We start from the raw sequence: 25,527 nt of genomic DNA on the forward strand, positions 1-25,527 counted from the left end.
AATCACGCATTCGGCGCGGGCAACTGCGCCAGCCATTGCGAAAGCTCGCGCGCGACTTGATCGGTCGCTTCCGTCAGAGCGCGCACGCCGCCAGCCGCATCCAGAGTGGCGGCCGGCTGCCGCACGGTGAAGGTGCGTTGTCCCAGCAGGCGCTCTCCGCGCACAAGGGGCGCCACGGCAGTGGCGCGCAAGCGCACCACACCGAAGCTGGCGCTGGGGGAATCGAACACGTGGCTGAATTCCTCCAGCCCCAGGTGCAATTCCAGCCGCGCCAATCCCTCGCCTGCCGAAACCACGGGCCGTTGCGCTGCCAGGGTTTCACGCAGCCGCTGCGCCACCAACTGGGCAGGAGACATGCTCCAGCGCGCCTGGGCGTAGGGGCGCGGCTGCTGCCCGCCGTCGCTGTAGAGCAGGCGATAGGTTACGGCCAAGCCTTCCAGGGGCGAAGGCGCGGACACCGGCGACAGCGCCACCGGAACACTGCCCGTGGCCGCTGGAGCGGTGGTCTGCACACCAGGGCCGAAGTCATAGACCAACGGTCTGGTGGGCTTGTCGGGCAAAGGCAGGCCGCTGCAGCCTGCCAGCAGAGCGATCAGTGCGAGAACACCAGGGGTTCGGGTAGCGATGAATTTCATGGGAACCTCAGGGTTGCGAAGGTGCCACTGGCGCGGTGAAGCCTGGCTCGCCCGGCCCTGGCGGAATGGCGCCGTTGCCGTAGAGCAGCGACTGCGGGTTGTCATTCAAGGTATTGGCGACCCGGTCGAGCCGGCGGATCGTGCGGCTGACGTCTTCGGTCAAGCCCTGGATACGCGGCAGCGTGCTGCCCGTGACAGTGCTGGCGCTTTCGTTCAGGCGGTCCAGCACGCCGCCGGGCGCCGTGAGCGTGCCCAGCCCGGCCTTGAGGTCCGTTGCCGCAGCGTTGACGCTGCCCATCGCCTGGCCCGTCTTGGCCGCCGCATCCTGCATTGTTTTCAGCGAGCCGCTGGCCTGCGTGATCAGCGAGGACATCTGGCTATTGCCCGGCCCGAACTGCGCCTGCACGGCCTTGTCTGTATTGATGGCCAGTTGGTTGATACTTTTGGCCGCGGCACCGACCTCGGTCAACGCCGCGTTCAGCGCGGCTTGATTTTCCGGGCCCAGCACCTGGTTGAGGCGGTCCACGGTCTGATCGACCTTGCCCACCAGCGTGGAAGCGCTGTCTTGCAACTGGCCCAGCAGACCCGGTTTCAGCGGTATGCGCGGCGGGCCGCCTTCGTACGCCGCCGGCGGCTCGGTGGATTCACCGCTGTCGTCGAGCTGAACGAAGGAAAGACCCGTGAGGCCCTGGTAGGCAAGCGTAGCGAACGTCGATTGAGTGATCGGCGTGTCGTGGTTGACCGCAATGCGAACCAGCACATTGCCGCGGACCTTGGAGTCAAAGCCAATGTCGGTCACCTTGCCGATCGCGACGCCTTTGTAGCGCACCGCCGCCTGCGCCTGCAGGCCACTGACGGGGTCGCTGGTGGTCATCTCGTACACATCGGTGCTGGCGATATCGCGCATCAGCCACATGGTCAGCCCGACCAGCAATGCCGCCACCACCAGCACGAAGGCGCCAGCCGCAAGTGCGTGGGATTTGTTTTCCATGAAGCTATTGTCCTTTCTCTCAAGAAAGCGCCGGGCCGGGTATGGGCTGGCCCTGGGAGTTCTTTGAAGAATGCGCGGCGCCGCGTCGGTCTTTCAGCATTTCCATCGCGCGAAGACCTCGTTCGCCCAAGAAAAAATGGTGGATGAAGGGGTGGTCGAAGGCCAAGACCTCTTCCACCGGCGCGGCAATGATGACGCGCTGTTCCGCCAGCACCGCCACCCGGTTCGACAAGGCGAACAGCGTGTCGAGATCATGCGTGACCATGACCACGGTCAACCCGAGCTCCTGGTGCAGCGAGCGCAGCAGGTCGCAGAAGGCATCGGAGCTATCAGGGTCGAGCCCTGCCGTGGGCTCATCGAGCATCAGCAGCGGTGGGTCCATGATGAGGGCGCGCGCCAAGGCCACGCGCTTGATCATGCCGCCCGAGAGTTCGGCCGGCATCTTGTGCGCATCAGTGGCTTTCAGGCCGACCATCTGCAATTTCAAAAGCGCTGCCTCACGCACCAGCTCCGCGGGCACCGTGCCGGTCTCGCGCAAGGGGAACGCGATGTTGTCGAGCACATTGAAGGCCGAGAACAGCGCCCCCTGCTGAAACAGCATGCCCACGCGCGCGGCAGCGCCCGGCCCCGAGAGTTCGGAGACCGGCCGGCCCAGCACGGTGATCTGCCCCTTGGCGGGGGTGTTGAGCCCCAGCATCTGCCGCAGCAGCACCGTTTTGCCGGTGCCCGAGCCGCCCACCAGAGTCAGCACCTCGCCACGGTTCACCGTGAGATCGAGGTTCTTGTGCACCACCACCTCGCCGCCGCCGGGGATGGGAAAGACGCTCCAGAGCCCGCGCACTTCGATCGCCGGCTCACGCTGCACGGGTTCATGCGCTGGCGCGGTCATATGCCCACCTTCTTGAAGAGCACCGCAAACAGCGCATCGATGAGGATCACCGCGGTAATGGACGCCACCACGGACGTCGTGGTGCCCTGGCCCAGGCTTTCGGTATTGGGCTTCACGCGCAGTCCATAGTGGCAGCCAATCAGGGCGATGGCGGCGCCAAACACCACGGACTTCGCACACGCCAGGGTCAGGTTGGCCACCGGCACTGCCTTGGGCAGGGCCTCATAGAAGAAATTCGGCGTGATGCCCAGCGTGATATCGGCTGCCAGCATGCCGCCAACCAAGGCGGCCAGTGAAGTCCACACACTGATCAGCGGCATGGCGATGGCGAGCGCGAGCGCGCGGGGCAATACGAGCCGGAAACCCACGGGAATGCCCAATACGCGCATGGCATCGAGCTCCTCCGTGACGCGCATGACCCCGATCTGCGCGGTGATGGCTGAGCCGGAGCGCCCGGCGATCAGCACGGCCGCCAGAAGCGGCCCGAGTTCGCGGATCAGCGCCATCCCGAGGATATTGACGATGAAGGCCTCAGCGCCAAACTGGCGCAGCATTTGGCTCATCAGGTAGGCCAGCACCACGCCGATCAGAAAGCCCACGAGGGCCGTGATGGGCAGCGCCTGGGCGCCTATGCGGTAGAGGTGGCCCGAGAAGTCGCGCCAAGGGCCCTTCTGCGGTGCGGCCAAAAGGCGCAGGAAATCCAGCAGCAACTGGCCCAGCAGCGCAATGAAATCGCGCACCTGGGCCAACGCGCCTTCCACCGCCAGGCCGAACGCATCCACCCGCTGGCTCCAGCTGAGCGCCTTCGAGGGCGCCTGCGCAGGCGGGTGCGCGGCCACGCGCTCCAGCAAGGCCCGCTGTTCCGCATGCGCCTCCACCCGCGCCGGCCACCGGCGGCCCCAATGGTCCCAGAGCGCCATCGCGCCCAGGTGGTCGAGCGCACCGATCTGGCGCAGATCCCAGTTCTCGCCAGGCCCGAACGCCGCGAGCGCGGACATCACGCTGCGCCAGACGCGCTTGGAGGTCAATTGCGATGCCGTCCAGTCACCCTCGGGTACGGCCAGTTGCCCCCCGTCGGCGACTCTTCCCGGCGCAAGCGTGGCGTGGCGTCACTCACTGACGCACCTTCAGCCCCGCCTCTCGGGCGAGCAGATCTGAGATATGACGAAGTGTTTCAGTACTACGAATGGTAGACCGGATCATGCAAGAAGAAAAATGAAAGTAAGGGCGGACGCTCACTGACCAGCTTCGCGGATGTCCCCGCGCCAAATCAGCCGCGCCAGCGCCATAGGACGCATGGTAGCGCTTCACGCCAGCATACACATGTCAGACAAGAAGCTGCCTGGAACTTATGCAGCGTTGCCTTGAGGATTCCCTTAACGTTATCAATTGTTTTGGTTATGTTCCATTTGATCTGGAATAGAGTCTGTTTGGTTACGACTGTTTCCTCTTGTTCTGGCGGTCCCCCCAGCCTGCCGTTAGGATTCGTCAGTTGCATTAAGGAGAAAGCATGGCACTTCAAGGACCGTTTTTCGGCAAGCGCGAATCTGATTCACTGACCCCCGCAGCCCCTCGAGCTCCTTGGGCGGCTCCAGTTCCCTGGGCTCGGCCGGCAGCAGCGCTGTTGGCGCGCAGCCGTTCTCGGCTCCTGCCGCTACCCCCGCTCCTTCGACTGCCCCCGCAGGCGAAAGCGGCGCCAAACTCACGGTCGGCCCCAATATCAAGCTCAAGGGCGTTGAAATTACCGATTGCGACACGCTGGTAGTCGAAGGCACGGTAGAAGCCACCATGAACTCGCGCGTGATCCAGATCGCCGAGCAAGGTGCCTTCAAAGGCTCCGCCGAGATCGATCTCGCCGAAGTCCGCGGTACGTTCGACGGTGAGCTCACGGTCCGCCAGAAACTGGTGATCTTTGCCACCGGCAAGGTGACCGGCAAGATCCGCTATGGCAAGATAGTGATCGAAGAAGGAGGCCAGTTGTCTGGTGAGATCACGTTCGGCACCGATCAAGCCAGCAGCGGCGCTGGCAAAGCCAAAGGCGAGCAGACAGCCGCGGCGTAATTCGCCCGCTTCTGACGCCCAAGTGGCTGTATACCCTTCAGGGGCCGCGCGCGCGGCCCTTTCTCTTGCCTGTGCGCTGCTGCTGGCCGCCTGCGCCAGTGATGCACCCCTCGAACATGGTGAGGTGCAAGGCAAGGATTTCCAAAGCTCGGAGCTGCTGCAGAACGAAGGCAACCGCGTCACCGCGGCAGGCATGCGCGCCAATCATGAAAGCCTGATGCTCCTGGCCGACAAGCTGTACCGCCGCAATCCCGGAGAATGGCGCAAGACTGCGGCCACACGAGAGGCCGCACTGGCCCTGCTCGACGGCGTGATGCGAACCCAGCAAGCCTGGGCTCCGCTGGGCGGCAAGCGCGACGTCACAGCGCTTTCAGCGGCACTTTCCCAGGATTTCCAGGGAGACCGCGTGGCCGCCTTCATCATCGCCTGCGCCGACACCATTGTCACCGCGCATGGCGGCAAGCGTGAGTTCTACTACCTCGACTCCGTTGACCCCCAACATATCTATAACGCCGCCCGCAACATGGAAACGGCGCTATGGATTTTGAACACCCGGCGCGATGCGCGCGGGCAGCCGCTGCTGCTGGCCAACGAACTCACCCCCGACAACCGCAATCTCAGCTTCGAGCGCGAATTCGGCAAGATCATCGGCCGGCTGGACATGCTCGCTGCCTATATGACCGAGCGCTACCGGCGCGCCGCGATCTCCTATGTGCAAGGCATCGTGGCCGCGCCTCTGCTGGCTTTTCTGCCCGTGAAGTAGGCTTCTTTCTGCAAGGGATGTGTTCTTCGGCCATCATCCGGATATCAAGATTCGGAGATCGCCAGATGAACGACGCCAAGCCCTACACGCCCCCCAAGGTCTGGTCCTGGAAAAAGACCGGCGAAGGGCGCTTTGCCAATATCAACCGCCCCGTCGCAGGCCCCACCCACGACCGCGATCTGCCCGTGGGCAAACATCCGCTGCAACTTTACTCGCTGGGCACCCCCAATGGCGTCAAGGTGACGGTCATGCTGGAGGAACTGCTTGAGCTTGGCCACCAGGGCGCTGAATACGATGCCTGGCTGATCCGCATCAACGAAGGCGACCAATTCGGCAGCGGTTTCGTGGCGGTCAATCCGAACTCCAAGATCCCAGCCCTGCTCGACCGCAGCGGACCGCAGCCTCAGCGCGTGTTCGAATCTGGCGCGATTCTGCTGTATCTGGCCCAGAAATTCGGCGACGCCTTCCTGCCCGCTTCACCGGCCCAGCGCGCCGAGTGCCTCTCTTGGCTGTTCTGGCAGATGGGCAGCGCGCCTTTCCTGGGCGGCGGTTTCGGGCATTTCTACGCCTATGCGCCACTGAAGATCGAATACGCCATTGACCGTTACGCCATGGAGGTCAAGCGCCAGCTCGACGTGCTGGACCGGCGCCTGGCGGAAAGCCCCTATCTTGCCGGAGATGAATATTCGATCGCGGACATCGCGGTATGGCCTTGGTATGGCGCCCTGGTCAAGGGACAGATCTACGAGGCTGGCGAGTTCCTGCAGGTACAGGAGTACACCCACGTGCTGCGCTGGACCGATGCAATCGCCAAGCGGCCAGCGGCTCAACGGGGACGCATGGTCAACCGCACTTGGGGCCAGCTTTCCAGCCAATTGCACGAGCGCCATGATGCATCGGACTTCCAAACTCGTACGCAGGACAAGCTGTGATCACTCTCTACGATTGCGCGACCGCGCCCAGCCCCCGTCGTGCGCGCATTCTTTTGTCAGAAAAGGGCGTTGCACATCGAACCGTGGAAGTGGATCTACGTAGCGGAGAACAGCTCGGCGACGCATTCCGGCAGATTAATCCGCAATGCACCGTGCCTGTGCTGCAGACGGAAGATGGACTTAGCCTGACTGACAACGCGGGTATCACGGCCTACCTCGAGGCACGTTACCCAGAGCCGCCACTGCTGGGCCGCACGCCGCAGGAAAAAGCCGAGATCGCGAGCTGGCAATGGCGAGTCGAGTTCGAGGGATTGATGGCGATCGCCGAAACGCTGCGAAACAGCTCTCCAGCCATGGCGAACCGCGCGCTTCCCGGCCCGGTGGACTACGCCCAGATACCTGAACTCGCCCAGCGCGGCCTGGCGAGAATTCAGCTTTTCTTCCATACGCTCAACAGCCGCTTGGCCGATCGGGAGTTCATTGCCACCGAGCGCTTCAGCGTGGCTGACATCACGGCGGTCGTGGCAGTCGATTTCGCACGCGTGGCCAAAGTGCGCCTTGACGAGACGCATCCGCACCTGCAGCGCTGGCGCCTGGCGATGGCACAGCGGCCCTCCATGGTCTCATGATGCCTCTCTATGCCCGCGAGCATTCGGGCACGAGCCTTTAGAACGTGTTTACGATCTTAGGCTGAATAATCCAGGTTCCCCCAAGCCGATCATGAAAACCTGCATGCCCGCATATGAGCGAACAGATTTTTGACTACATCGTCGTGGGCGCCGGTACCGCCGGCTGCCTGATGGCCAACCGCCTTTCGCGTGACAAAAACAAGCGCGTGCTGCTGATCGAAGCGGGCCGCAAAGACGATTACCATTGGATCCATATCCCGGTCGGCTACCTCTACTGCATCGGCAATCCGCGCGCCGACTGGCTCTACCAGACCGAACCTGCCGCAGGCCTCAACGGCCGCACTTTGCGCTATCCCCGCGGCAAGGTGTTGGGCGGCAGCAGTTCGATCAACGGCATGATCTACATGCGCGGCCAATCGCGCGACTACGACCGCTGGGCCCAGCTCACGGGCGAAGACGGCTGGCGCTGGGAACGCTGCCTGGAGGATTTCAAGGCCCACGAGGATCACCACAAGCTGGACCGCGGCACACCCTCCCCTGCGTTCGCAGGCTTGCATGGCCATGGAGGCGAATGGCGTGTGGACAAACAGCGCCTGCACTGGGACGTGCTGGATGCCTTTGCCGCTGCCGCGCAGGAAGCAGGTATTCCCGCGAGCGACGACTTCAACCGCGGCTCCAACGAAGGCGTGGGCTATTTCGAGGTGAATCAGAAAGCCGGCTGGCGCTGGAACGCGGCCAAGGCTTTCTTGCGGCCCACGTGCTACGGACGGCCCAACTTCGAGTTATGGACCAGCGCCCAGGTCGCGCGCCTGGTCATCGAGCGCAACGAGCAGGGCGCGCTGCATTGCGCCGGCGCTGATGTCTCCACCGGCAATGGGCTCACGCAGGCACGCCTGGCGCCGGGCGGCGAGTTGATCCTGAGCGCGGGCAGCATAGGCTCTCCACAGATCCTGCAGCTTTCGGGGATCGGCCCGGCCAGCCTGCTGCAGGAACACGGCATTCCAGTCGTAGCGGATTTGCCGGGCGTGGGCGGCAATCTGCAAGATCACCTGCAGATTCGCAGCGTCTACAAGATCAAGGGCGGCAAAACGCTGAACCAGTTGGCCAGCACGCTCTGGGGCAAGGGCCTCATCGGCATGGAATACATGCTGCGGCGCACAGGCCCCATGAGCATGGCGCCCAGCCAGTTGGGCGCGTTCACACGCTCTTCAGCCGCGTTCGAATGGCCCAACATCCAGTACCACGTGCAACCGCTCAGCCTGGAGGCCTTTGGCGAGCCGCTGCACCGCTTTCCCGCCATCACGGCCAGCGTGTGCAACCTGAACCCCACCAGCCGCGGCACCGTGCGGATCAGAAGCCCACGCTTCGAGGATGCGCCGGCCATCGCGCCCAACTACCTCGCCACCGAGGAAGACCGGCAGGTGGCCGCCGACAGCCTGCGTGTGACGCGCCGCATCATGGAGCAGCCGGCCATGGCCCGCTTTTCCCCCGAGGAATTCAAGCCTGGCCCGCAATACCAGAGCGATGAAGAGCTCGCCCGCCTGGCTGGCGATATCGCCAGCACCATCTTCCACCCCGTGGGGACCACCAAAATGGGCCACGACAGCGACCCCATGGCCGTGCTCACGCCTCGCCTGCAAGTGCGGGACGGCGCTGGCGGCATGATCGCCGGCCTGAGGGTGGTGGATGCCGGCGCCATGCCCCTGATCACCAGCGGCAATACCAACAGCCCCACCCTGATGATGGCCGAGAAGGCGGCGGGGTGGATTCAGGGGCGAAGCTGACGCGCGCCCGCCAAACGCCTTACATTAAGAACGTGTCCGCACTCCAGGTGCGATACCGGACGGTTTCGTCATTCCCGCGCAGGCGGGAATGACGGACAGGTGGCCCTTGCTGTTTTTTCTCTTGTTTTCCCCTCATTCATTGCCATGACCTACGCCAATACCCAGCTGTTCATCGACAACCAATGGTGCGACGCCGCCGCGGGCGAAACGCTGCCGGTGATCAACCCGGCCACCGGCCAGGAGATCGGCCGTCTGGCGCACGCCCGCATACCCGATCTGGACCGCGCCCTGGCTGCCGCCGACCGCGGCTTCGCCACCTGGCGGGCCACGCCCGCCGCCGAGCGCTCCGCCATCATGCGCCGCGCCGCCGGCCTGCTGCGCGAGCGCGCTGACGAAATCGCCTCGCTGATGACGCAGGAACAAGGCAAGCCGCTGCCGGAAGCCAAGGTGGAAGTCGTTTCCGCCGCCGACATCATCGAATGGTTCGCCGAGGAAGGCCGCCGCGCCTATGGCCGCATCGTGCCGCCGCGCAACCTGCTGGCCGACCAGCGCGTGCTGAAGGAGCCCGTCGGCCCCGTGGCCGCTTTCACGCCGTGGAACTTCCCGATCAACCAGGTGGTGCGCAAAGTGTCCGCCGCGCTGGCCACAGGTTGCTCGATCCTGGTCAAGGGCCCCGAGGAAACTCCCGCTTCTCCGGCTGCGCTGATCCGTGCGTTCGCCGACGCGGGTGTCCCTGCGGGCGTGATCGGACTGGTGTACGGCGTGCCGGCTGAAATCTCCGAATACCTGATCCCACACCCCATCATCCGCAAGATCACTTTCACCGGCTCCACCCCGGTGGGCAAACAGCTGGCCGCGCTGGCCGGCAAGCACATGAAGCGCGCCACCATGGAACTGGGCGGCCATGCCCCGGTGATCGTGTGTGAAGACGCCGATATCGAGCTGGCCGTGAAAACCGGCGGCGGCGCCAAGTTCCGCAATGCCGGGCAAGTCTGCATTTCCCCTACCCGCTATCTGGTGCACAACAAGGTCAAGGCCGACTTCGTGGCCGCCTTCACCGCGCTGGCCAAGGGCCTGAAAGTGGGCAATGGGCTGGAAAAAGGCATCCAGATGGGTCCCCTGGCCAATGACCGCCGCCTGGCCGCCATGCAGCAGTTGACCGAAAACGCCGTCGCCAAGGGCGCCACCCTGGCCACGGGCGGCGAGCGCATCGGCAGCACCGGCAACTTCTTCGCCCCCACCATCCTGGCCGACGTGCCCCTCGAAGCCGATGTGTTCAACCAGGAGCCCTTCGGCCCCATGGCCGCCGTGCGCGGGTTCGACGACCTCTCCGAAGCCATTCAGGAAGCCAACCGCCTGCCCTGGGGTCTGTCGGCCTACGCCTTCACGGGGTCCCTGAAGAACGCCCACCAGATCTCTCACGCCCTGGAAGTCGGTATGCTGTGGGTCAACCAACCCGCCGCGCCCTGGGCCGAGCTGCCGTTTGGCGGCGTCAAGGATTCGGGCTATGGCTCCGAAGGCGGTACGGAAGCGCTGGAAGCGTACTTGAACACCAAAACGGTCTCGATCATGTGCGTCTGAGATCGTGTTCACGATCTGAGCCCGCTCTCCTGGATTCCGGCATTCGTCTGGTGCCGGCTATCCGGGAATGACGCCGTTTTCGCAATTGCACCGACAATAGGGGCATTCGCCTTTGCTGGCAGCCCCTTTTATTGAGCTATTGAGCTTTTCCCATGTCCTCCACCATCCTTCAATCCCTTCCCACCGGCCAGAAGGTCGGCATCGCCTTCTCGGGTGGCCTCGACACCAGTGCCGCATTGCTCTGGATGCGCCAGAAAGGCGCCGTCCCCTACGCCTATACCGCCAACCTCGGTCAGCCTGACGAAGAAGATTACGACGCTATCCCGCGCAAAGCCATGGCCTATGGCGCCGAGAACGCACGCCTGGTCGACTGCCGCGCCCAATTGGCCAACGAGGGCATCGCCGCGCTGCAATGCGGCGCCTTCCATATCCAGACCGGTGGCGCTACCTATTTCAACACCACCCCCCTGGGCCGCGCCGTGACGGGCACCATGCTCGTCAACGCGATGAGGGAAGATGGCGTCAACATCTGGGGCGATGGCAGCACGTTCAAGGGAAATGACATCGAACGCTTCTATCGCTACGGCCTGCTCGCCAACCCGTCGCTGAAAATCTACAAGCCCTGGCTCGACCAGCGCTTCATCGACGAGCTGGGTGGCCGCAAGGAAATGTCGGAATTCATGCAGAAATCCGGCTTTGACTACAAGATGTCGACAGAAAAGGCCTATTCGACCGACTCGAACATGCTGGGCGCCACCCACGAGGCCAAAGACCTGGAAGAGCTGTCCAGCGGTATCCGCATCGTCAACCCGATCATGGGCGTGGCGTTCTGGAAACCCGAAGTCGACGTGAAAGCCGAGGAAGTGCGCGTGCGCTTCGAAGAAGGCCGCCCAGTCGCCCTGAACGGCAAGGAGTTCACCGACCTGGTCGAGCTGTTCCTGGAAGCCAACCGCATCGGCGGCCGCCATGGCCTGGGCATGTGCGACCAGATCGAGAACCGCATCATCGAGGCCAAGAGCCGGGGCATTTACGAAGCCCCGGGCATGGCACTGCTGCACATCGCCTATGAGCGTCTGGTCACGGGTATCCACAACGAAGACACCATCGAACAGTACCGCATGAACGGCCTGAAACTGGGCCGCCTGCTCTATCAGGGCCGCTGGTTCGATCCCCAGGCCATCATGCTGCGTGAAACCGCCCAACGCTGGGTGGCGAACGCGATCACCGGAGAGGTCACGCTGGAGCTGCGCCGCGGCAACGACTACAGCCTGCTCAACACCGAATCGCCCAACCTCACCTACGCCCCGGAGCGCCTGTCCATGGAGAAAGTGGAAAATGCCCCGTTCTCTCCCCTGGACCGCATCGGCCAGCTGACGATGCGCAACCTCGACATCATCGACACGCGTGGCAAGCTCGCGGTGTACAGCAAAAGCGGCCTGCTACAGCTCGGCGAAGGCTCAATGTTGCCCCAATTGGAGCATGATCGCACCAAGTAGAGTCAAAAGCACTCAATTCGGCCCATGGCTGGCAAAAATGGGGCACTCAAAGCCGCACCATTCGGGGAAACTCCCAATATGGTGCGCTGAGATGCCCGGTTACAGTCACTGCATTCGGGCGGCGCAAGGAACATATCCGCGTCGCCGAAGGGCCGAGGAGACAAGCCAGACAACAAGAAATGCAATAACACCAAGCTTAGTACTAATAAAAAGTAATTTTTCAAAGAGCGCCTTACGAGGCGCTCTTTTTTTGTTGCCGGGCCGCCCCAAAACAAAAGCCCCCCTCGGGGGGCAGCGGACCGCGCGAAGCGGGGAAGCGTGGGGGCTTTTTTTTGTGCCTGGGATCCGGGAACTTGGCGGCAGCAGGCACCCTCTGAGAGCCTGTTCCAAGTTATCTCCCCGAAGAAACCTCCCCTTATGCAGCGCAGAACCCTGCTGACGGTCCTGGCCAGCCTTGCCGGTGCCTCCTCCCCCTTGTCCAGCGCCTTCGCTGCCTCTTTGTTGCAGTCGCTCAAGCCATCTGCCCGGATGCCCGTCCTGTTCGTGGGCCATGGCAGCCCCATGAACGCCATCGAAGACAACAACTGGCGGCGCAGCTGGCAGGCCCTGGGGACCGAGCTGCTCGCGCGGGCCGAACAGCCCCAGCTGATCCTTTGCATATCAGCCCACTGGCTCACCCGAGGCGGCTGGCAATTGACCGGCATGGCGCAGCCCAGGACCATTCACGACTTCGGCGGATTCCCGCAGGCCCTGTTCGACCAGCAATACCCGGCGCCTGGGGCGCCGGCAGTCGCGCGAAGCCTGGCGAAGGAACTGTCGCCAGCCGCTGGGAACGCCCTGGAAGTGGATGAACGCGAATGGGGGCTGGATCACGGCACCTGGTCGGTGCTCAAGCCGATGTTTCCACAAGCCCGCATTCCGGTGCTGCAGCTCAGCATGGACTACGGCCGGCCGCCCGCCGAGCATTACGCGCTGGGCAGGCAACTGCAGAAGCTGCGCGAGAGAGGCGTGCTCATCGTGGGCAGTGGCAACATCGTACACAACCTGCGCGCCACCCGCCGCGGCACGGCCTCGCAGGAGGCCTACGACTGGGCGGTGGAATTCGACACCGTGGTGCAGGACCAGATCAAGAAAGGCCAGCTCGACGCGCTCGCGCAATTCCAGCAGGTGGGCCAGATAGCGCGGCTGTCCCATCCCACGCACGAGCACTATCTACCGCTGCTTTATGCGGCAGGCGCCGCCCGCCCCACCGAAATGCCGCGCTTTTTCAATACGGGCTTTCAGTCAGCCTCGATCTCGATGCGCTCCGTGCTGTGGGGCTAGAGAGAGTCAGGGCTCACTTGCCGTTCAGGCGATCCTGAATGTGCGCTGCACGCTGCCCCGAAGGCGGGTGTGAGCTCAGGATGGAGCTGCCCGAGCTGCCGCCGCTGAGCTTGGCCAGCTTCTGGAAGGCCGTGACCAGACCCTGGCGGTTCATCTTTTTCTCGGTCAGCAGATCGAAGGAATAGTCATCGGCGGCGGACTCCTGTGACTGGGAGAACTGCGCATTGATGAACTTCTCACCCAGTTCGCCGGCCTGTGATTGCGACAGGGCAGCTACCGCCGAGTTACCGCTATTGGCCGCGGCCGAGCGTACTGCCGACGCGGCGTACGCGGTCTGCATGCTCTTCTTGCTGTGGCCCAGCGCCACGTGGCCGATCTCATGGCCCAGCACGCCACGCACTTCGTCGTCATTCATCAGGTCCATCAGGCCGCTGTAGACACGGATGCAGCCGTTGTCCATGGCCCAGGCATTCACGTCCTGCGTCAGGTACACCTTGTAGACAGCCTTTTTGCCGTTGATGGTCTGCGGCATCTTCGCCACGATCCGGTTCAGGCGCTGCGTGTACTTGCTCTTGGCAGCAGCGACCTTGTTCTGCGCATCCATGGCGCTGCACGATTCATTGGACAGCTTGACTACGTCGTCATCCGACAGCGAGACCGCCTTCATTGCGGCGGAGCCGGTTTCCATCAGCCCGCCAATATTGCCCGTGTCCATGGTCTTGCAGCCGGCCAGGGCCAGACTGGCGGCCAGTGCCGTCCACATGAGCTTCTTCATAGTTTCTCCTTCTCTTGAAAAATTCTTCTTGGTTTCATTGGGTCTCCGCGCATCGAGTTCCTCCTCTCGATATCACCCGGCATGGCCGCAGGCCTGGCATAAAGCCAACAGCCCAGCCTCAGCCTCCCCGAGATATGTGCAGCGGAGCGCACATTGACGCCCAATTCAGCGAAGTGATGACTCGCTTTCCTTGAAGACATTTTTCCAGTGTTTTGCGACAGATCTTTGATTTGCTATCGTTTGCTGACAAATTCATGCAAAATCAATCAAAATAACGAAAATTGATACCAATGACGGCCTGCACGCGCAGGTGATCGCCCGCTCTCCGGCGGACCTTCCCGCAAGCCGCTATGATCGGCCTGCCCGACGCCTCCCGGCTCCTCTTCCGGGCCGAACCAAGCGACACCGCTGCGCATTTCCCGGATGAGCGCAGGCCATCAACCACCCTCCGTCTCTCTTCATGGAATTGCTGATCATCTCCGTGGCCTCGCTGCTGGCCGGCATGGTGGATTCAATCGTGGGAGGGGGCGGGCTGATCCTGGTGCCGGCCCTGTTTGCCACTTTTCCCAATGCGGCACCGGCCACGCTCTTTGGCACCAACAAGACCGCCTCGGTCTGGGGCACGACCATCGCCACGCTTCAATACAGCCGCCGGGTGAAGATGCGTTGGCAGGCCTTGCTGCCGGCGGCCGGCACAGCGCTGGTGGGTGCTTTCATCGGTGCCTGGCATGTCACGCAGATCAATCCGGACTTCCTGCGCCGCCTGCTGCCGGTCATTCTGCTGGTCGTGCTGCTCTACACCCTGGCCAAGAAAGACCTGGGCCACACCCATGCGCCGCACCATACGCCAGGCCGCGAAACCGCCATCGCCTGCGCCATCGGCGCGGTGATCGGCTGGTACGACGGCTTCTTCGGGCCGGGCACCGGCAGTTTCTTCATCTTCCTGTTCGTGCGCTTGCTTGGCTATGACTTTCTCAACGCCTCGGCCTCAGCGAAGCTGCTGAACGTGGCCACCAACATCGCCGCGCTGGCGCTTTTCGCCTCCAAGGGCCATATCTGGTGGCAGATCGGGTTGACGATGGCTGTGGCCAACGTAATCGGCAGCCTGATCGGCACCCGGCTGGCCTTGAAACACGGCACAGGCTTCGTACGGGGCGTGTTTATTCTGGTGGTGGGCCTGCTGATCCTGAAGACCGGGTACGACGGGTTCATCAAGTAGCCCGGCCAGACACTCTTCTTCAGCGTTGCGTGTTTAGTGTGAACACGCCCTAGTCCACGTTGACCTTGACCCTCAAGGCCAGGGCGCACATCAGTTCATAGCCGACCGTGCCGCAGGCGTGGGCCACCTCGTCGATCGGCAGCTGGGCGCCGTTCGGGCCACAACCCCATAGCGTGACCTCGCTGCCCGGATGCGCCTGCGGCACCGGGGTGAGGTCTACCACGATCATGTCCATGCTCACGCGGCCCAGGGTACGGGTACGCACGCCGTCCACGAGGACCGGGGTGTCCGTAGGCGCGTGGCGCGGATAGCCATCCGCATAGCCGCAAGCCACCACGCCCACACGCAAAGACTGCTCTGCCGTGAATATGGAGCCATAGCCGATGGTGGCGCCCGCTTCCACCTGGTTGGTGGCGATGATCCGGGACGAGAGCGTCATGGCCGGCCGCAGCCCCCAGTGCGCAGCATCGTGCTCCGGGAAATCGGGCGATGCGCCATAGGCGGCGATGCCGGGGCGCACCCAATCGCCGCGCACCTCGGCCCGCGCGCCGTGGCGCAGGGTGGCGGCGCTGTTACAGGTGCTGCGCTCGCCAGGCAAGCCTTCGGTGGCGCGCTGGAAATGGGCCCATTGCGCTTCAATGCCTTTGTCGCCATCTGCGTCGCTGAAATGCGTCATGTGGGAAATCTCGTCCACCTGGGGCAGGGCTGCCAGGCGGGCGTAGGCGGCGCGATAGCGTTCGGGAGCGAAGCCGAGGCGGTTCATCCCTGAATTGAGCTTGAGGAACACGCGCTGCGGCGCGTGGGTCTTGTGCATGGCCAGCCAGTCGATCTGCTCGTCGCTGTGCACGACATGCCAAAGCTGCAGGCGTGAGCACAGTTCCAGATCGCGCGGCTCGAAGACGCCTTCGAGCAGCAGGATAGGCCCGCGCCAACCCAGATCACGCACACGCTGCGCTTCCTCCAGATCGAGCAAGGCGAAGCCATCGGCCCCGCGCAAGCCCTCGAAGGTACGTTCGATACCATGGCCATAGGCGTTGGCCTTGACAATGGCCCAGAGCCGTGCCCCAGGCGCGGCAACGCGCAGGCTCTGATGGTTGTGGCGAAGCGCGGCGTTGTGGATCGTGGCCTGGATCGGGCGTGGCATGTCAAATAACTTCAGGCAGACTGCAAGGCGGCTGGGAATTCCAGCGCTCTGTACGCCATTTTGACACTCGCAGACTCGGCGCGTGCTTACAAGGTAGGAAAGCACGGGGGCCTTTTTTCATCGCCGGGCCGCTCCCAAGATGAAAAAGCACCCCCTCGGGGGGCAGCGGACCATGCGAAGCAGGGAAAGCGTGGGGGCGATTTTTCGATGACAAACAGTAACCACGTGCTATAACCGCCCATCTCGTATAGAGCAGATTTTTTTCATGCCTTTTGCCCGGCTGACGCCCATCGCCGTGATCCCATGAAGCGCGGCTTTTACGTCATCATGTCCGCGCAGTTCTTCAGCTCGCTGGCCGACAACGCCATTTTCATCGCAGCCATCGCCCTGCTGAGGTCGGACGGTGCGCCCGATTGGCAGACGGCCGCGCTGGTGCCGATCTTCGCGTTCTTCTATGTGGTGCTCGCTCCCCTGGTGGGCGCATTCGCCGATGCCCAGCCCAAGGGACGCGTGATGTTCTACAGCAACGCCGTCAAGGCCGTGGGCTGCGCGCTGATGCTGTTCGGCTCGCACCCTTTGATGTCCTATGCCATCGTGGGGCTGGGTGCGGCGGCCTATTCGCCAGCCAAGTACGGCATCCTGACGGAGCTGCTGCCGCCCTCCCAACTGGTCAAGGCCAATGGCTGGATTGAAGGCCTCACGATCGCCTCGATCATCCTGGGAGTGCTCGTGGGCGGCCAGTTGGTGAGCCCCGCCGTGGCCGACCATCTGCTCAGCCTCGATTTTCCGATCATCAACACGGGCGTGGACACGCCGGCCGAAGCGGCCATCACCGTCATCATGGGCATCTACGTGCTGGCGGCCACCATCAATATGGGGATTCCGCGAACCGGCGTGCCGCTGCGGCCCTTGCCGAACAACCTGCTGAGCTTGCTGCCGGATTTCTGGCGCTGCAACTCCCGCTTGTGGCATGACCGGCTGGGACAGATCTCGCTGGCTACCACCACCCTCTTCTGGGGCGTGAGCGGCAATCTGCGCTATCTGGTGCTGGCCTGGGCTGCCGCAGCCATGGGTTATAGCGTTTCGCAGGCCTCCAAGCTGGTGGGGGTGGTGGCCATCGGCACGGCGGCCGGGGCGATATGGGCTTCGGCACGGGTCCGGCTGGACAAAGCTACCGGTGTCATGCCGCTGGGCATGCTCATGGGCATGCTGGTCACGGCGCTTATCTATGTCGACCAGCTATGGATTGCCGTGCCCATGCTTATCCTGCTGGGCGGCCTGGGAGGCTACCTGGTGGTGCCCATGAATGCGCTGCTGCAGCACCGCGGGCATAACCTGATGGGCGCCGGACGCTCGATCGCGGTGCAGAACTTCAACGAACAGGCTTGCATTCTGGGCCTGGGTTTCGCCTACAGCGCCATGACCAAGGCAGGCGCCTCGGCGTTTGCAGCCATTGTCGGCTTTGGCCTGCTGGTCACCGCCATCATGGCGCTGATCCAGCTTTGGTACTTCTACAACCTGCGCCACCATCCTGTGGAAATGGAACACCTGCTGACCATTGCCCGCAGCGACCACTCTCACGGGTAACGGGCGTCCACCGTGCCCCACGCCAACGTCAAACGTGGGTACTGATCATGCTGCCGCAGGAGCGGCAATAGTGCCAGGCGCTCCCCAGAAACGTGCTCAGAAGCCTTGATTATTTCCTGAGCGGAAAAGGTCTTGTTCAATTTAGCTAGTATTTACCCTAGTCCTTAAGGCGCAAACTACGTCTTACGGAGCCGGCCAAAGCCTTCCAAGCCAAAAGCCTCCTCCGCGGTGAATCCCAAAGTAGTCAAAACGGATTCAACGAAGAGGGGGCTGCCACGGTGGCAGTCTCGCTGGTCCACAAGATTGAACAGATTGAACTGAAAAGGAAAGAATCATGCAAGCCAAGAACATCGCCCTCGCTACCGTCCTCGCCGCTGTTTTCGCTGGTAACGCTTTTGCCGCCCAGCCCGCTGCCGGCGAAGGCCCCCTGTTTCTGAACGAGCCGGCCACGGTGAGCACACTGACCCGTGCTGAAGTGACCCAGCAAGCCATCGCCAACCTGCCGGCCACCGATGCCAACCTGCTGGCTGCCAAGGCACCCGTCTCCGCCAGCAAGGTCACCCGCGCTGAAGTGCGCCAGCAAACCCGTGAAGCCCTCGCTGCCGGCTACCAAGTCAAAAGCGGCGAAATGAGCTGATCACGCCTTCTGGCGGCCTGCAATGGCCGCCACCACAAAAAAGGCCCCCGCGCTTCCCCGCTTCGCGGCGTCCGCTGCCTCCCAAGGGGGGCTTTTTGTTTTGGGGCGGCCCGGCAACAAAAAAGGCCCCCACGCTTCCCCGCTTCGCGGGGTCCGCTGCCCCCAAGGGGGTGCTTTTTGTTTTGGGGCGGCCCGGCAACAAAAAAACGAGACGCTTGCCGTCTCGTTTTTTTGCCTTGCCGCGTGCAAGGCATGGCCATTCCCGATGCGCTATCCTGAAAGCCAGTTGATTGAGGGCAACGCCTTTAGGAGATCACGACATGGCACAAGCAAGCGCACCTGATTCCCCTGGCCTCAGCCGCTTTACTGTCACCACGCTGGAAGGCCAGCCCTTCGCGCTCTCGGAGTTGGCAGGGCGCGTGGTACTGGTCGTCAATACCGCCAGTGCCTGCGGCTTCACCCCTCAGTTTGCCGGCCTGGAGGCGCTGCACGAAAAATATGCGGCGCAGGGGCTCTCGGTCATCGGTTTCCCGTGCAATCAGTTCGGCAGCCAGGATTCCGGCAGCAACGCCGAGATTGGCGCCTTTTGCCAGCGCAACTACGGCGTCGAGTTTCCGATGATGGCCAAGATCGAGGTCAATGGCGCGGGCGCCGATCCGCTGTTTCAATGGCTCAAATCGGAAGCGCCGGGCCTGCTGGGCAGTCAGGCCATCAAATGGAATTTCACCAAATTCCTGATCGGGCGCGATGGCCGTGTGATCAAACGCTATGCACCCCAGGACAAGCCGGAATCGCTTTCCAAGGATATCGAGGCGGCGTTGAAAGCTCTATAACCCTGATTTCCTGCGGTATGCCCCTGGCGCACTGCCCGTCCAGCCCTTGAACGCACGCTGGAACGCAGCGCTGTCCGTAAAACCCAGGTCTTGAGCCAGCGCGGCCATCGGCATGCTGCTGGCGCTCAAGTGCAGGATCGCGATGTCGCGCCGCAGGGCGTCCTTCAGTGCCTGAAAGGACGTGCCTTCCAATGCCAGCTTCCGCTGCAAGGTCGCGGTGGACATGCACAGCGCTTCAGCGGTGGCCCCCAGATCAGGCCATGCCGGTTGCGTGCGCAGCAGATGGTGCCGCACACGGGTACTGACCACGTCGCTGCCCAGCTGCGGCAGCACGATATTCGTCTGCGCGTTCGCCAGGAATGCCCGCAGCGCCAGCTCGTCGCGCTGCACCGGACTGCGCAGGCAGCCCGCGTCGAACCAGACAGCCGACTCCGCGCACCCGAAAGCCAGCGGCGCGGGAAAGATCTTGCTGTAACCCGCCACATGCGGCGGCGCCGCGAAGGCGAAATCAAAGCGGGTTGCCGGCAAACGTCCACCCGCGAGCCAAGCAATCAAGCGCCACAACACGCGCAGCAGCATCTCGTGCCAGAACACCGGCTGAGCCGCGCACGCCTCGTTCGGCACCAGTGCCAACGCGGCCTGCCCACCGTCCTGCCGCGTAATGAGGGTAAAGTCATCCTGCAACAGGCTGAACGCCTCTGCCACGCGCCGCATCGCCAGCTCGACATTCGGCGCGCCCATGCCATAGCGCGCCATCAGCGCGAAACTGCCAGGCTTGATAGGCCGCGACAAGAAACCCACCCCCTCATCCGCACGCCGCTCGATCAGGATCTTGAACAGCTGGGCGTACTGCGCTGCAGTGACGCGCGCGCCCGCATGGCCCAACAGCTCCTCCTGGATGCCTGCTTCCGCCAGATAAGGCTCGCACGCTTCACCCCGGGCCTGCACACCCAGCAGCATGCCGCGCACAAAGGCCACCGGCACGGTGGCAGGGGCTTGCAGCGTCATGGGAGACGCCGCCGTGGCGCGATGTGTTCTGTCATGCGAACGATGCGATGTGTCATTGCCGGTGCGGGCATGCGTTTCTAACATGAACGCCCTTGCCACCACATAACGACCCTCACCATTCAGGGCCACCAGGAGACAACAGGCATGTACCTCACCCAAGGATTGCACCGAGCGGTGCAGCAGAAGCCGGAAAGCATCGCCGTACGCTTCGGGCAGCGGCACAGGAGCTTTCGCCAGTTCGCCGATCGCGTGGCGCGCCTGGCCGGGGCGCTGCAAGCGCTCGGCATGCAAGCGGGCGACCGCGTGGCCATGCTGGCGCTCAATTCCGACCGCTACCTCGAGTATCAGATGGGCGTGCCCTGGGGCGGCGGTGTGCTGAACCCCTGCAACATCCGCTGGTCTGCCGCCGAAATCCTCTACGCACTGAACGATTCAGGCTCCACCTTCCTGCTGGTCGATGAAACCTTCCGCCCGTTGGCGGAAACGATCCGCGGCGACACCGCCACTCTGCGGGAGATGGTCTATTGCGGTGATGGCACCGCGCCCCAGGGCATGCGCCACTATGAGGATCTGCTGGCCGAAGCCCGGCCCGTGCCTGACACCGTACGGCGCGACGACGATCTGGCCGGTATTTTCTACACCGGCGGCACCACCGGCTTTCCCAAAGGCGTGATGCTCAGCCACGGCAATCTCTGCAGCTCCGGCCTGGCGATGCATTCGGAGCGCGTGGCCAGCATTGGCGGCACCTACCTGCATGCCGCGCCCATGTTCCATCTTGCCGACATCGGCATTTCACTGCCGCATTGGATAGAGGGCAACACCCACAGCATCGTGCCGGCCTTCTCGCCCGAGGCGGTGCTGGATGTGCTGGCGCGCGACCGGGTCACCGACGTGCTGCTGGTGCCGACCATGATCCAGATGCTGGCCGATCATCCGGCCATGCAGGCACCTCGCGACCTGAGCGCGCTCAGGAGCATCATCTACGGCGCTTCGCCTATTTCCGAGGCGGTGCTGATGCGCGCCATGGCGGCCCTGCCTGGTGTCAGCTTCATGCAGGCCTACGGCATGACCGAGCTATCGCCGCTGGCCACCCTCAACCCGGCCGAATGCCATGTACCGGGCGGTGCCAAGCTGCGCTCGGCCGGGCGCGCCAGCTTCTGCACCGAAGTGCGGATCGTGGACCCGGAAGACCGCGAACTTCCTCGCGGCGAGGTCGGCGAAGTGATCGTGCGCGGCCCTAACGTCATGCAGGGCTACTGGAACCAGCCCGAGCAGACCGCCACGGCGCTGCGTGGCGGCTGGATGCACACCGGCGATGGCGGTTACATGGATGAAGACGGTTTCGTCTTCATCGTCGACAGATTGAAGGACATGATCATCACCGGCGGCGAAAACGTCTATTCCGCGGAGGTCGAGAACACGCTGGCACAGCATCCCTCGGTGGCCGCCTCCGCGGTCATCGGGATTCCCAGCGCCGAATGGGGCGAAGCCGTCCACGCGGTGGTCGTTCCCCGGCCCGGCACTGCTCCAGACGCCGAGACATTGATCGCCCACTGCAAATCGCTGATCGCCGGCTACAAGTGCCCGCGCAGTGTCGAATTCCGCGACTCGCTGCCTTTGTCGGGCGCTGGCAAAGTACTCAAGACCGCACTGCGCAAACCCTATTGGGAAGAGCAGGCACGGCAAGTCAACTAGAAGAAAAGGAAGAGGAAGGAGCGCAGTCTCGCGCCACAGAACAGGTCTCTACCTGGCGGAGATCATCGCCTCGTCCAGCACCTCTACCCAATGCCGGACCGGCACATCCGTGCCCGACTGAAGGTGCGTGATGCAGCCGATATTGGCCGACACAATCGCCGCGGGCCGATCCGCGGCGCGCTCCCCCAACAGATGCCCCAGCTTGCGCTCGCGCAGGCTCGCCGCCAACTCAGGCTGCAAGACGGAATAGGTCCCGGCTGAGCCGCAGCACAGGTGGGATTCAGCCGATGCCAGCCGCACGTCGAATCCCAGTGCCCGCATATGCTGCTCCACGCCGCCGCGCAGCTGCTGCCAATGCTGCAAGGTGCAGGGCGGATGGAAAGCCACCGTACCAGACACTGGCTTCAGCTTGCCGGCCAAGGCCTTGGCGATGTCGGGGAGCATTTCGCTCAGATCACGCGTGAGCGCGCTCACGCGCTCGGCCTTGCGGGCGTAACGCTCGTCATCCTTGAGCGCATGGGCGTAGTCTTTCACGCTGGCGCCGCAGCCCGAGGCGTTCATCACGATCGCCTCCACCTTGCCGGATTCGATATGCGGCCACCAGGCGTCGATGTTGTGGCGCATCTGGCTCAGCGCGCCTTCCTGATCGTTGAGGTGAAAGCGTACCGCGCCGCAGCAGCCCTGACCCCGAGGCCGGATCACCTGGATGCCGGCCGCATCGAGTACGCGGGCCGTGGCACGGTTGATGTTGGGTGCCATCGAAGGCTGCACGCAGCCTTCGAGCATCAGCACTTTGCGCTCGTGTGTGCGCCTCGGCCACTTGCCCGCATCCTGGCGTGGCGGCACCTTGGCACGCAGAGAGGCCGGAAGGAAGTTCCGCGCCGATTGGCCCAGACGCATCGCCGGCCCGAAAAGCGGCGATGACAACCCCATGCGCAGCACCCCTCTCAAACGGCGCTCGGCCGGCGGGCGCGGCACCTTGGCCTCCACCACCTTGCGGCCGATATCCACCAGATGCCCATATTGCACGCCGCTCGGGCACGTGGTTTCACAGTTGCGGCAGGTCAGGCAACGGTCAAGATGCAGTTGCGTCTCACGGGTGGGCACCTCGCCCTCCAGGACCTGCTTGATCAGATAGATGCGCCCGCGTGGGCCGTCCAGCTCATCGCCCAGAAGTTGATAGGTCGGGCACGTGGCCGTGCAAAAGCCGCAATGCACACATTTGCGCAAGATGGCCTCGGCCTCCCGGCCTTCAGGCGTGCCCTGGAATTCAGGCGCGAGATGGGTTTGCATCGGAAATCAGAAATCCAGAAACATGCGGCCAGGGCCAAGAATCCCAGCGGGATCGAATTCGTTTTTCAGCGCTTGGCTGATGCGCGCCACAGCCGCCGCCGGAGGGGTGAACACCGGCGTTCGGCCGTCACCGCCGCGAAACAGCGTGGCATGGCCACCCGCGCGAGCCGCTGCCTCCCGCACCCAGGCGCCGTCCTTGGCCGGCAGCTTGACCCAGCGCTGCGCGCCGTGCCATTCGACCAGTGTCGGGCCCAGATTCAGCGGGGTGGCGGTATCGGGCGTGCTGACACGCCACAAGGCCTCACCCCAATCCAGGTGGAAAAAGGAATGACGATGATCGCGCAGCGCCATCCAGTGGCGCGGCGCATCCTTCTCCACAACCTGGCCTCCCATGATCTTGCGGGCTGCCGTCACGGCCGCATGAGCGCCGCGCAAACGCACCAGCAGCACACCATCCGTCCAGCAACTCGCATTCAGCGGCAGCGGTTGGCCGCCCCAGCGATTGAGCTGCTGGCGCGCGCTGGTTTCGCTCAAATCGAACATCAGCGTGCTTTCGGCAAGCGGCACGGGTAGTACTTTCAGGCTCACTTGCGTGATCACGCCAAGCGTACCCATGGAGCCTGCCATCAGCCGGCTGACGTCATAGCCGGCGACGTTCTTCATCACCTGCCCGCCAAAGGTCAGTAGTTCGCCCTTGCCGTTGATGATCTGCACACCCAACACATAGTCGCGCAGGCTGCCTGCGCTGGCACGCGCCGGCCCCGACAGACCTGCGGCCACCATGCCGCCCACGGTGCTGGCGACGCCGAACTGCGGAGGCTCGAAAGGCAGGCACTGCCCTTGTTCCGCCAGCATGGCTTCCAGATCCTTCACGCGCGTGCCGGCGCGCGCCGTCACGACCAGTTCGCTCGGTTCGTAGCTGACGATGCCCGCCAGAGGGCGCGTATCCAGCATCTCGCCATGCAGGATCTGGCCGTAAAAATCCTTGGTGCCCCCGCCCCGGATGCGCAGGGGGCGAGAGCGCTCGGCGGCTTTTTTCACCTTGCCGATCAACGAAACCAATTCTGCATCCATGCAGCGATCATAAGGCGGCGCGTGAGAGGAGTCCGGCCGCGAGCTGTCCGTAGACTGTTGCGAAGCGCCTTCCTAGCGGCGCTCGCGCAATACCAGGGATTGCACCGCCACCCCGACAGGTCCGCGCAAATCATACAAACGCGACAGCGTCGTACCGGCCCCCGTGCCGTCCATCTGGGTTTCCGACATCAAGCCGATCCACTCGCCTTCCGGCGGCCGGTGCAAATGCAGGCTGAGATCCGCATTGGAAAACAGATAGCGCTCCGGATTCAGTACCCAACTCAGCCCATTGCCGAAATCCGCGGCCGCCGCGGCTCGCATCGCGGGCGACGTGTGTTGGCCTTGCACGAGCGGTACCGTGAGGCGAAACCAGGCAGCGGCCGGGCCCGGGCGATCGGTGTCGCCCTGCGCCAGCCGGTGATCCATCGCCGTGTCATAAAAAGAAACGCTGGACGGCATGCCCGGAATCCGTACCCGTTCCGTGCAGGCATCAGGCGCCGGCAGCATGCGCGGTGGCGACCAGCCCGGCAGATGAGAGGGGAGCGAGACGGGCTGCCCGCGCAGCATGAGGGCATGAGCCTGCGCCACCACTACACCGCCTGCCTCCAAACCGATCGTCACGCGCGTGGTGGCACGGCCCGAATAAGACTCCCGCCGCACCTTCAATGGGGCAATCGGCACTGGTTTGATCAGTTCGATGCTGAGGCGCGTGAGCTGCCAGCCGGGTTCGGCTAGAGCGCTTTCAGCCAGGTAGGCAAGCAAGGCACTGGGTGCGCCGCCATGCTGGGCACGCTCATCCCAAGGACCCCGCGACAGCACCGTGGGCTGCCACATATCACCGTCTTGTACATATACAGCCGCAGGTAAGGCGGCATCCTGGGAATGCGGGTGGGATGTCATCTTCTAGGTAGAGTGCCGACCCTATCAGGCGAAGGTACCGCGAGCCGGTACCCGATGATAGGCATGAGCATGAACGGCGTCCACGGCAGAGATAGCTGCGCGCCCCGAGAAGTTGCTTTTTGTTTTGGGGCGGCCCTGCAACAAAAAGAAGCCCCCACGCTTCCCTGCTCCGCATGGTCCGCTGCCCCCCAAGGGAGTGCTTTTTGTTTTGGGGCGGCCCTGCAACAAAAAAGAAGCCAACAAAAAAACGCTGGCAGCGGTCTTCCCGCTGCCAGCGC

General features: G+C 63.6%; 22 protein-coding genes and 1 pseudogene. 13 read left to right on the forward strand and 10 right to left on the reverse strand.

The genetic code is table 11. From position 1 onward, the window contains the following. Positions 1-2 precede the first annotated feature (2 nt). The 4 genes from WJU18_RS29675 to WJU18_RS29690 are packed head-to-tail and all read right to left on the reverse strand — an operon-like array spanning position 3 to position 3,543. A complete protein-coding gene (locus WJU18_RS29675) occupies positions 3-635 on the reverse strand; it encodes an ABC-type transport auxiliary lipoprotein family protein (RefSeq protein WP_423457880.1) in 633 nt (210 codons plus the stop codon). 7 nt (positions 636-642) lie between these two features. Next, positions 643-1,626, reverse strand: a complete 984-nt coding sequence (locus WJU18_RS29680) for an MlaD family protein (RefSeq protein WP_423457881.1) — start codon at positions 1,624-1,626, stop codon at positions 643-645. Between the two features lie 19 nt (positions 1,627-1,645). After that, positions 1,646-2,515, reverse strand: a complete 870-nt coding sequence (locus tag WJU18_RS29685) for an ABC transporter ATP-binding protein (protein WP_423457882.1) — start codon at positions 2,513-2,515, stop codon at positions 1,646-1,648. Next, positions 2,512-3,543, reverse strand: a complete 1,032-nt coding sequence (locus WJU18_RS29690; RefSeq protein ID WP_423457883.1) for an MlaE family ABC transporter permease — start codon at positions 3,541-3,543, stop codon at positions 2,512-2,514. The genes WJU18_RS29685 and WJU18_RS29690 overlap by 4 nt, the downstream gene beginning before the upstream one ends. Positions 3,544-4,025: 482 nt before the next feature. On the opposite strand from WJU18_RS29690, the pseudogene WJU18_RS29695 reads away from it, so the two are divergent. The 8 genes and pseudogenes from WJU18_RS29695 to ygiD all read left to right on the forward strand — a co-directional run bounded on the left by WJU18_RS29695 (position 4,026) and on the right by ygiD (position 13,084). Next, positions 4,026-4,576: pseudogene (locus WJU18_RS29695) on the forward strand (bactofilin family protein). A gap of 22 nt (positions 4,577-4,598) precedes the next feature. Beyond that, positions 4,599-5,339, forward strand: a complete 741-nt coding sequence (locus tag WJU18_RS29700; RefSeq protein WP_423457884.1) for a hypothetical protein — start codon at positions 4,599-4,601, stop codon at positions 5,337-5,339. Between the two features lie 65 nt (positions 5,340-5,404). Beyond that, positions 5,405-6,271, forward strand: a complete 867-nt coding sequence (gene yghU / locus WJU18_RS29705; RefSeq protein ID WP_423457885.1) for a glutathione-dependent disulfide-bond oxidoreductase — start codon at positions 5,405-5,407, stop codon at positions 6,269-6,271. Further along, positions 6,268-6,900 carry a glutathione S-transferase family protein gene (locus tag WJU18_RS29710; RefSeq protein ID WP_423457886.1) on the forward strand — a complete coding sequence of 211 codons (633 nt, stop codon included), beginning with the start codon at positions 6,268-6,270 and terminating at the stop codon, positions 6,898-6,900. Before yghU ends, WJU18_RS29710 begins: the two co-directional genes overlap by 4 nt. A gap of 113 nt (positions 6,901-7,013) precedes the next feature. Beyond that, the gene (locus WJU18_RS29715; RefSeq protein ID WP_423457887.1) at positions 7,014-8,684 is read left to right on the forward strand and encodes a GMC family oxidoreductase; all 1,671 of its coding nucleotides are present in this window, start codon (positions 7,014-7,016) and stop codon (positions 8,682-8,684) included. A gap of 144 nt (positions 8,685-8,828) precedes the next feature. Then, positions 8,829-10,265: an NAD-dependent succinate-semialdehyde dehydrogenase gene (locus tag WJU18_RS29720; protein WP_423457888.1), complete on the forward strand. Its 1,437-nt coding sequence runs from the start codon at positions 8,829-8,831 to the stop codon at positions 10,263-10,265. A gap of 152 nt (positions 10,266-10,417) precedes the next feature. After that, the gene (gene argG / locus WJU18_RS29725) at positions 10,418-11,761 is read left to right on the forward strand and encodes an argininosuccinate synthase (protein WP_423457889.1); all 1,344 of its coding nucleotides are present in this window, start codon (positions 10,418-10,420) and stop codon (positions 11,759-11,761) included. A 417-nt stretch (positions 11,762-12,178) separates the two neighbouring features. Continuing rightward, a complete protein-coding gene (gene ygiD / locus WJU18_RS29730; RefSeq protein ID WP_423457890.1) occupies positions 12,179-13,084 on the forward strand; it encodes a 4,5-DOPA dioxygenase extradiol in 906 nt (301 codons plus the stop codon). Positions 13,085-13,097: 13 nt separating this feature from the next. Here ygiD and WJU18_RS29735 read toward each other — a convergent pair whose 3' ends face one another. Beyond that, complete coding sequence (locus WJU18_RS29735) at positions 13,098-13,859, reverse strand: M48 family metalloprotease (protein ID WP_423457891.1); 762 nt, start codon at positions 13,857-13,859, stop codon at positions 13,098-13,100. Positions 13,860-14,319: 460 nt separating this feature from the next. Here WJU18_RS29735 and WJU18_RS29740 point away from each other — a divergent pair, with 460 nt between their 5' ends. Further along, positions 14,320-15,078 (forward strand): sulfite exporter TauE/SafE family protein, encoded by a 759-nt coding sequence (locus tag WJU18_RS29740; RefSeq protein ID WP_423457892.1) that lies wholly within the window; start codon positions 14,320-14,322, stop codon positions 15,076-15,078. A 49-nt stretch (positions 15,079-15,127) separates the two neighbouring features. Here the strand turns inward: WJU18_RS29740 and alr are convergent, their stop codons facing one another. Then, positions 15,128-16,222: an alanine racemase gene (gene alr / locus WJU18_RS29745; protein ID WP_423457893.1), complete on the reverse strand. Its 1,095-nt coding sequence runs from the start codon at positions 16,220-16,222 to the stop codon at positions 15,128-15,130. Positions 16,223-16,525: 303 nt separating this feature from the next. Between alr and lplT the strand changes: the two genes are divergently transcribed. The 3 genes from lplT to WJU18_RS29760 all read left to right on the forward strand — a co-directional run bounded on the left by lplT (position 16,526) and on the right by WJU18_RS29760 (position 19,279). Next, the gene (gene lplT / locus WJU18_RS29750; protein WP_423457894.1) at positions 16,526-17,809 is read left to right on the forward strand and encodes a lysophospholipid transporter LplT; all 1,284 of its coding nucleotides are present in this window, start codon (positions 16,526-16,528) and stop codon (positions 17,807-17,809) included. A gap of 334 nt (positions 17,810-18,143) precedes the next feature. After that, positions 18,144-18,446, forward strand: coding sequence for a hypothetical protein (locus WJU18_RS29755; RefSeq protein WP_423456851.1), 303 nt, complete (start codon positions 18,144-18,146; stop codon positions 18,444-18,446). 320 nt (positions 18,447-18,766) lie between these two features. Beyond that, the gene (locus tag WJU18_RS29760; protein ID WP_423457895.1) at positions 18,767-19,279 is read left to right on the forward strand and encodes a glutathione peroxidase; all 513 of its coding nucleotides are present in this window, start codon (positions 18,767-18,769) and stop codon (positions 19,277-19,279) included. Here WJU18_RS29760 and WJU18_RS29765 read toward each other — a convergent pair. Continuing rightward, positions 19,274-20,287, reverse strand: coding sequence for an AraC family transcriptional regulator (locus WJU18_RS29765; RefSeq protein WP_423457896.1), 1,014 nt, complete (start codon positions 20,285-20,287; stop codon positions 19,274-19,276). The genes WJU18_RS29760 and WJU18_RS29765 overlap by 6 nt on opposite strands. 144 nt (positions 20,288-20,431) lie before the next feature. Here WJU18_RS29765 and WJU18_RS29770 point away from each other — a divergent pair, with 144 nt between their 5' ends. After that, the gene (locus WJU18_RS29770; protein ID WP_423457897.1) at positions 20,432-21,982 is read left to right on the forward strand and encodes a long-chain-fatty-acid--CoA ligase; all 1,551 of its coding nucleotides are present in this window, start codon (positions 20,432-20,434) and stop codon (positions 21,980-21,982) included. A 48-nt stretch (positions 21,983-22,030) separates the two neighbouring features. Here WJU18_RS29770 and glcF read toward each other — a convergent pair whose 3' ends face one another. From glcF to WJU18_RS29785, 3 genes are all read right to left on the reverse strand, one after another. Then, entirely contained in the window at positions 22,031-23,275 is a 1,245-nt protein-coding gene (gene glcF / locus WJU18_RS29775; protein ID WP_423457898.1) for a glycolate oxidase subunit GlcF, read from the reverse strand. A 6-nt stretch (positions 23,276-23,281) separates the two neighbouring features. Then, positions 23,282-24,349, reverse strand: a complete 1,068-nt coding sequence (gene glcE, locus WJU18_RS29780) for a glycolate oxidase subunit GlcE (RefSeq protein ID WP_423457899.1) — start codon at positions 24,347-24,349, stop codon at positions 23,282-23,284. 72 nt (positions 24,350-24,421) lie between these two features. After that, entirely contained in the window at positions 24,422-25,183 is a 762-nt protein-coding gene (locus WJU18_RS29785; RefSeq protein WP_423457900.1) for a thioesterase family protein, read from the reverse strand. Positions 25,184-25,527: the final 344 nt, after the last annotated feature.

It is taken from the genome of Ottowia sp. VDI28, assembly GCF_049532675.1.
In the GTDB taxonomy this organism is placed as follows: domain Bacteria; phylum Pseudomonadota; class Gammaproteobacteria; order Burkholderiales; family Burkholderiaceae_C; genus Ottowia.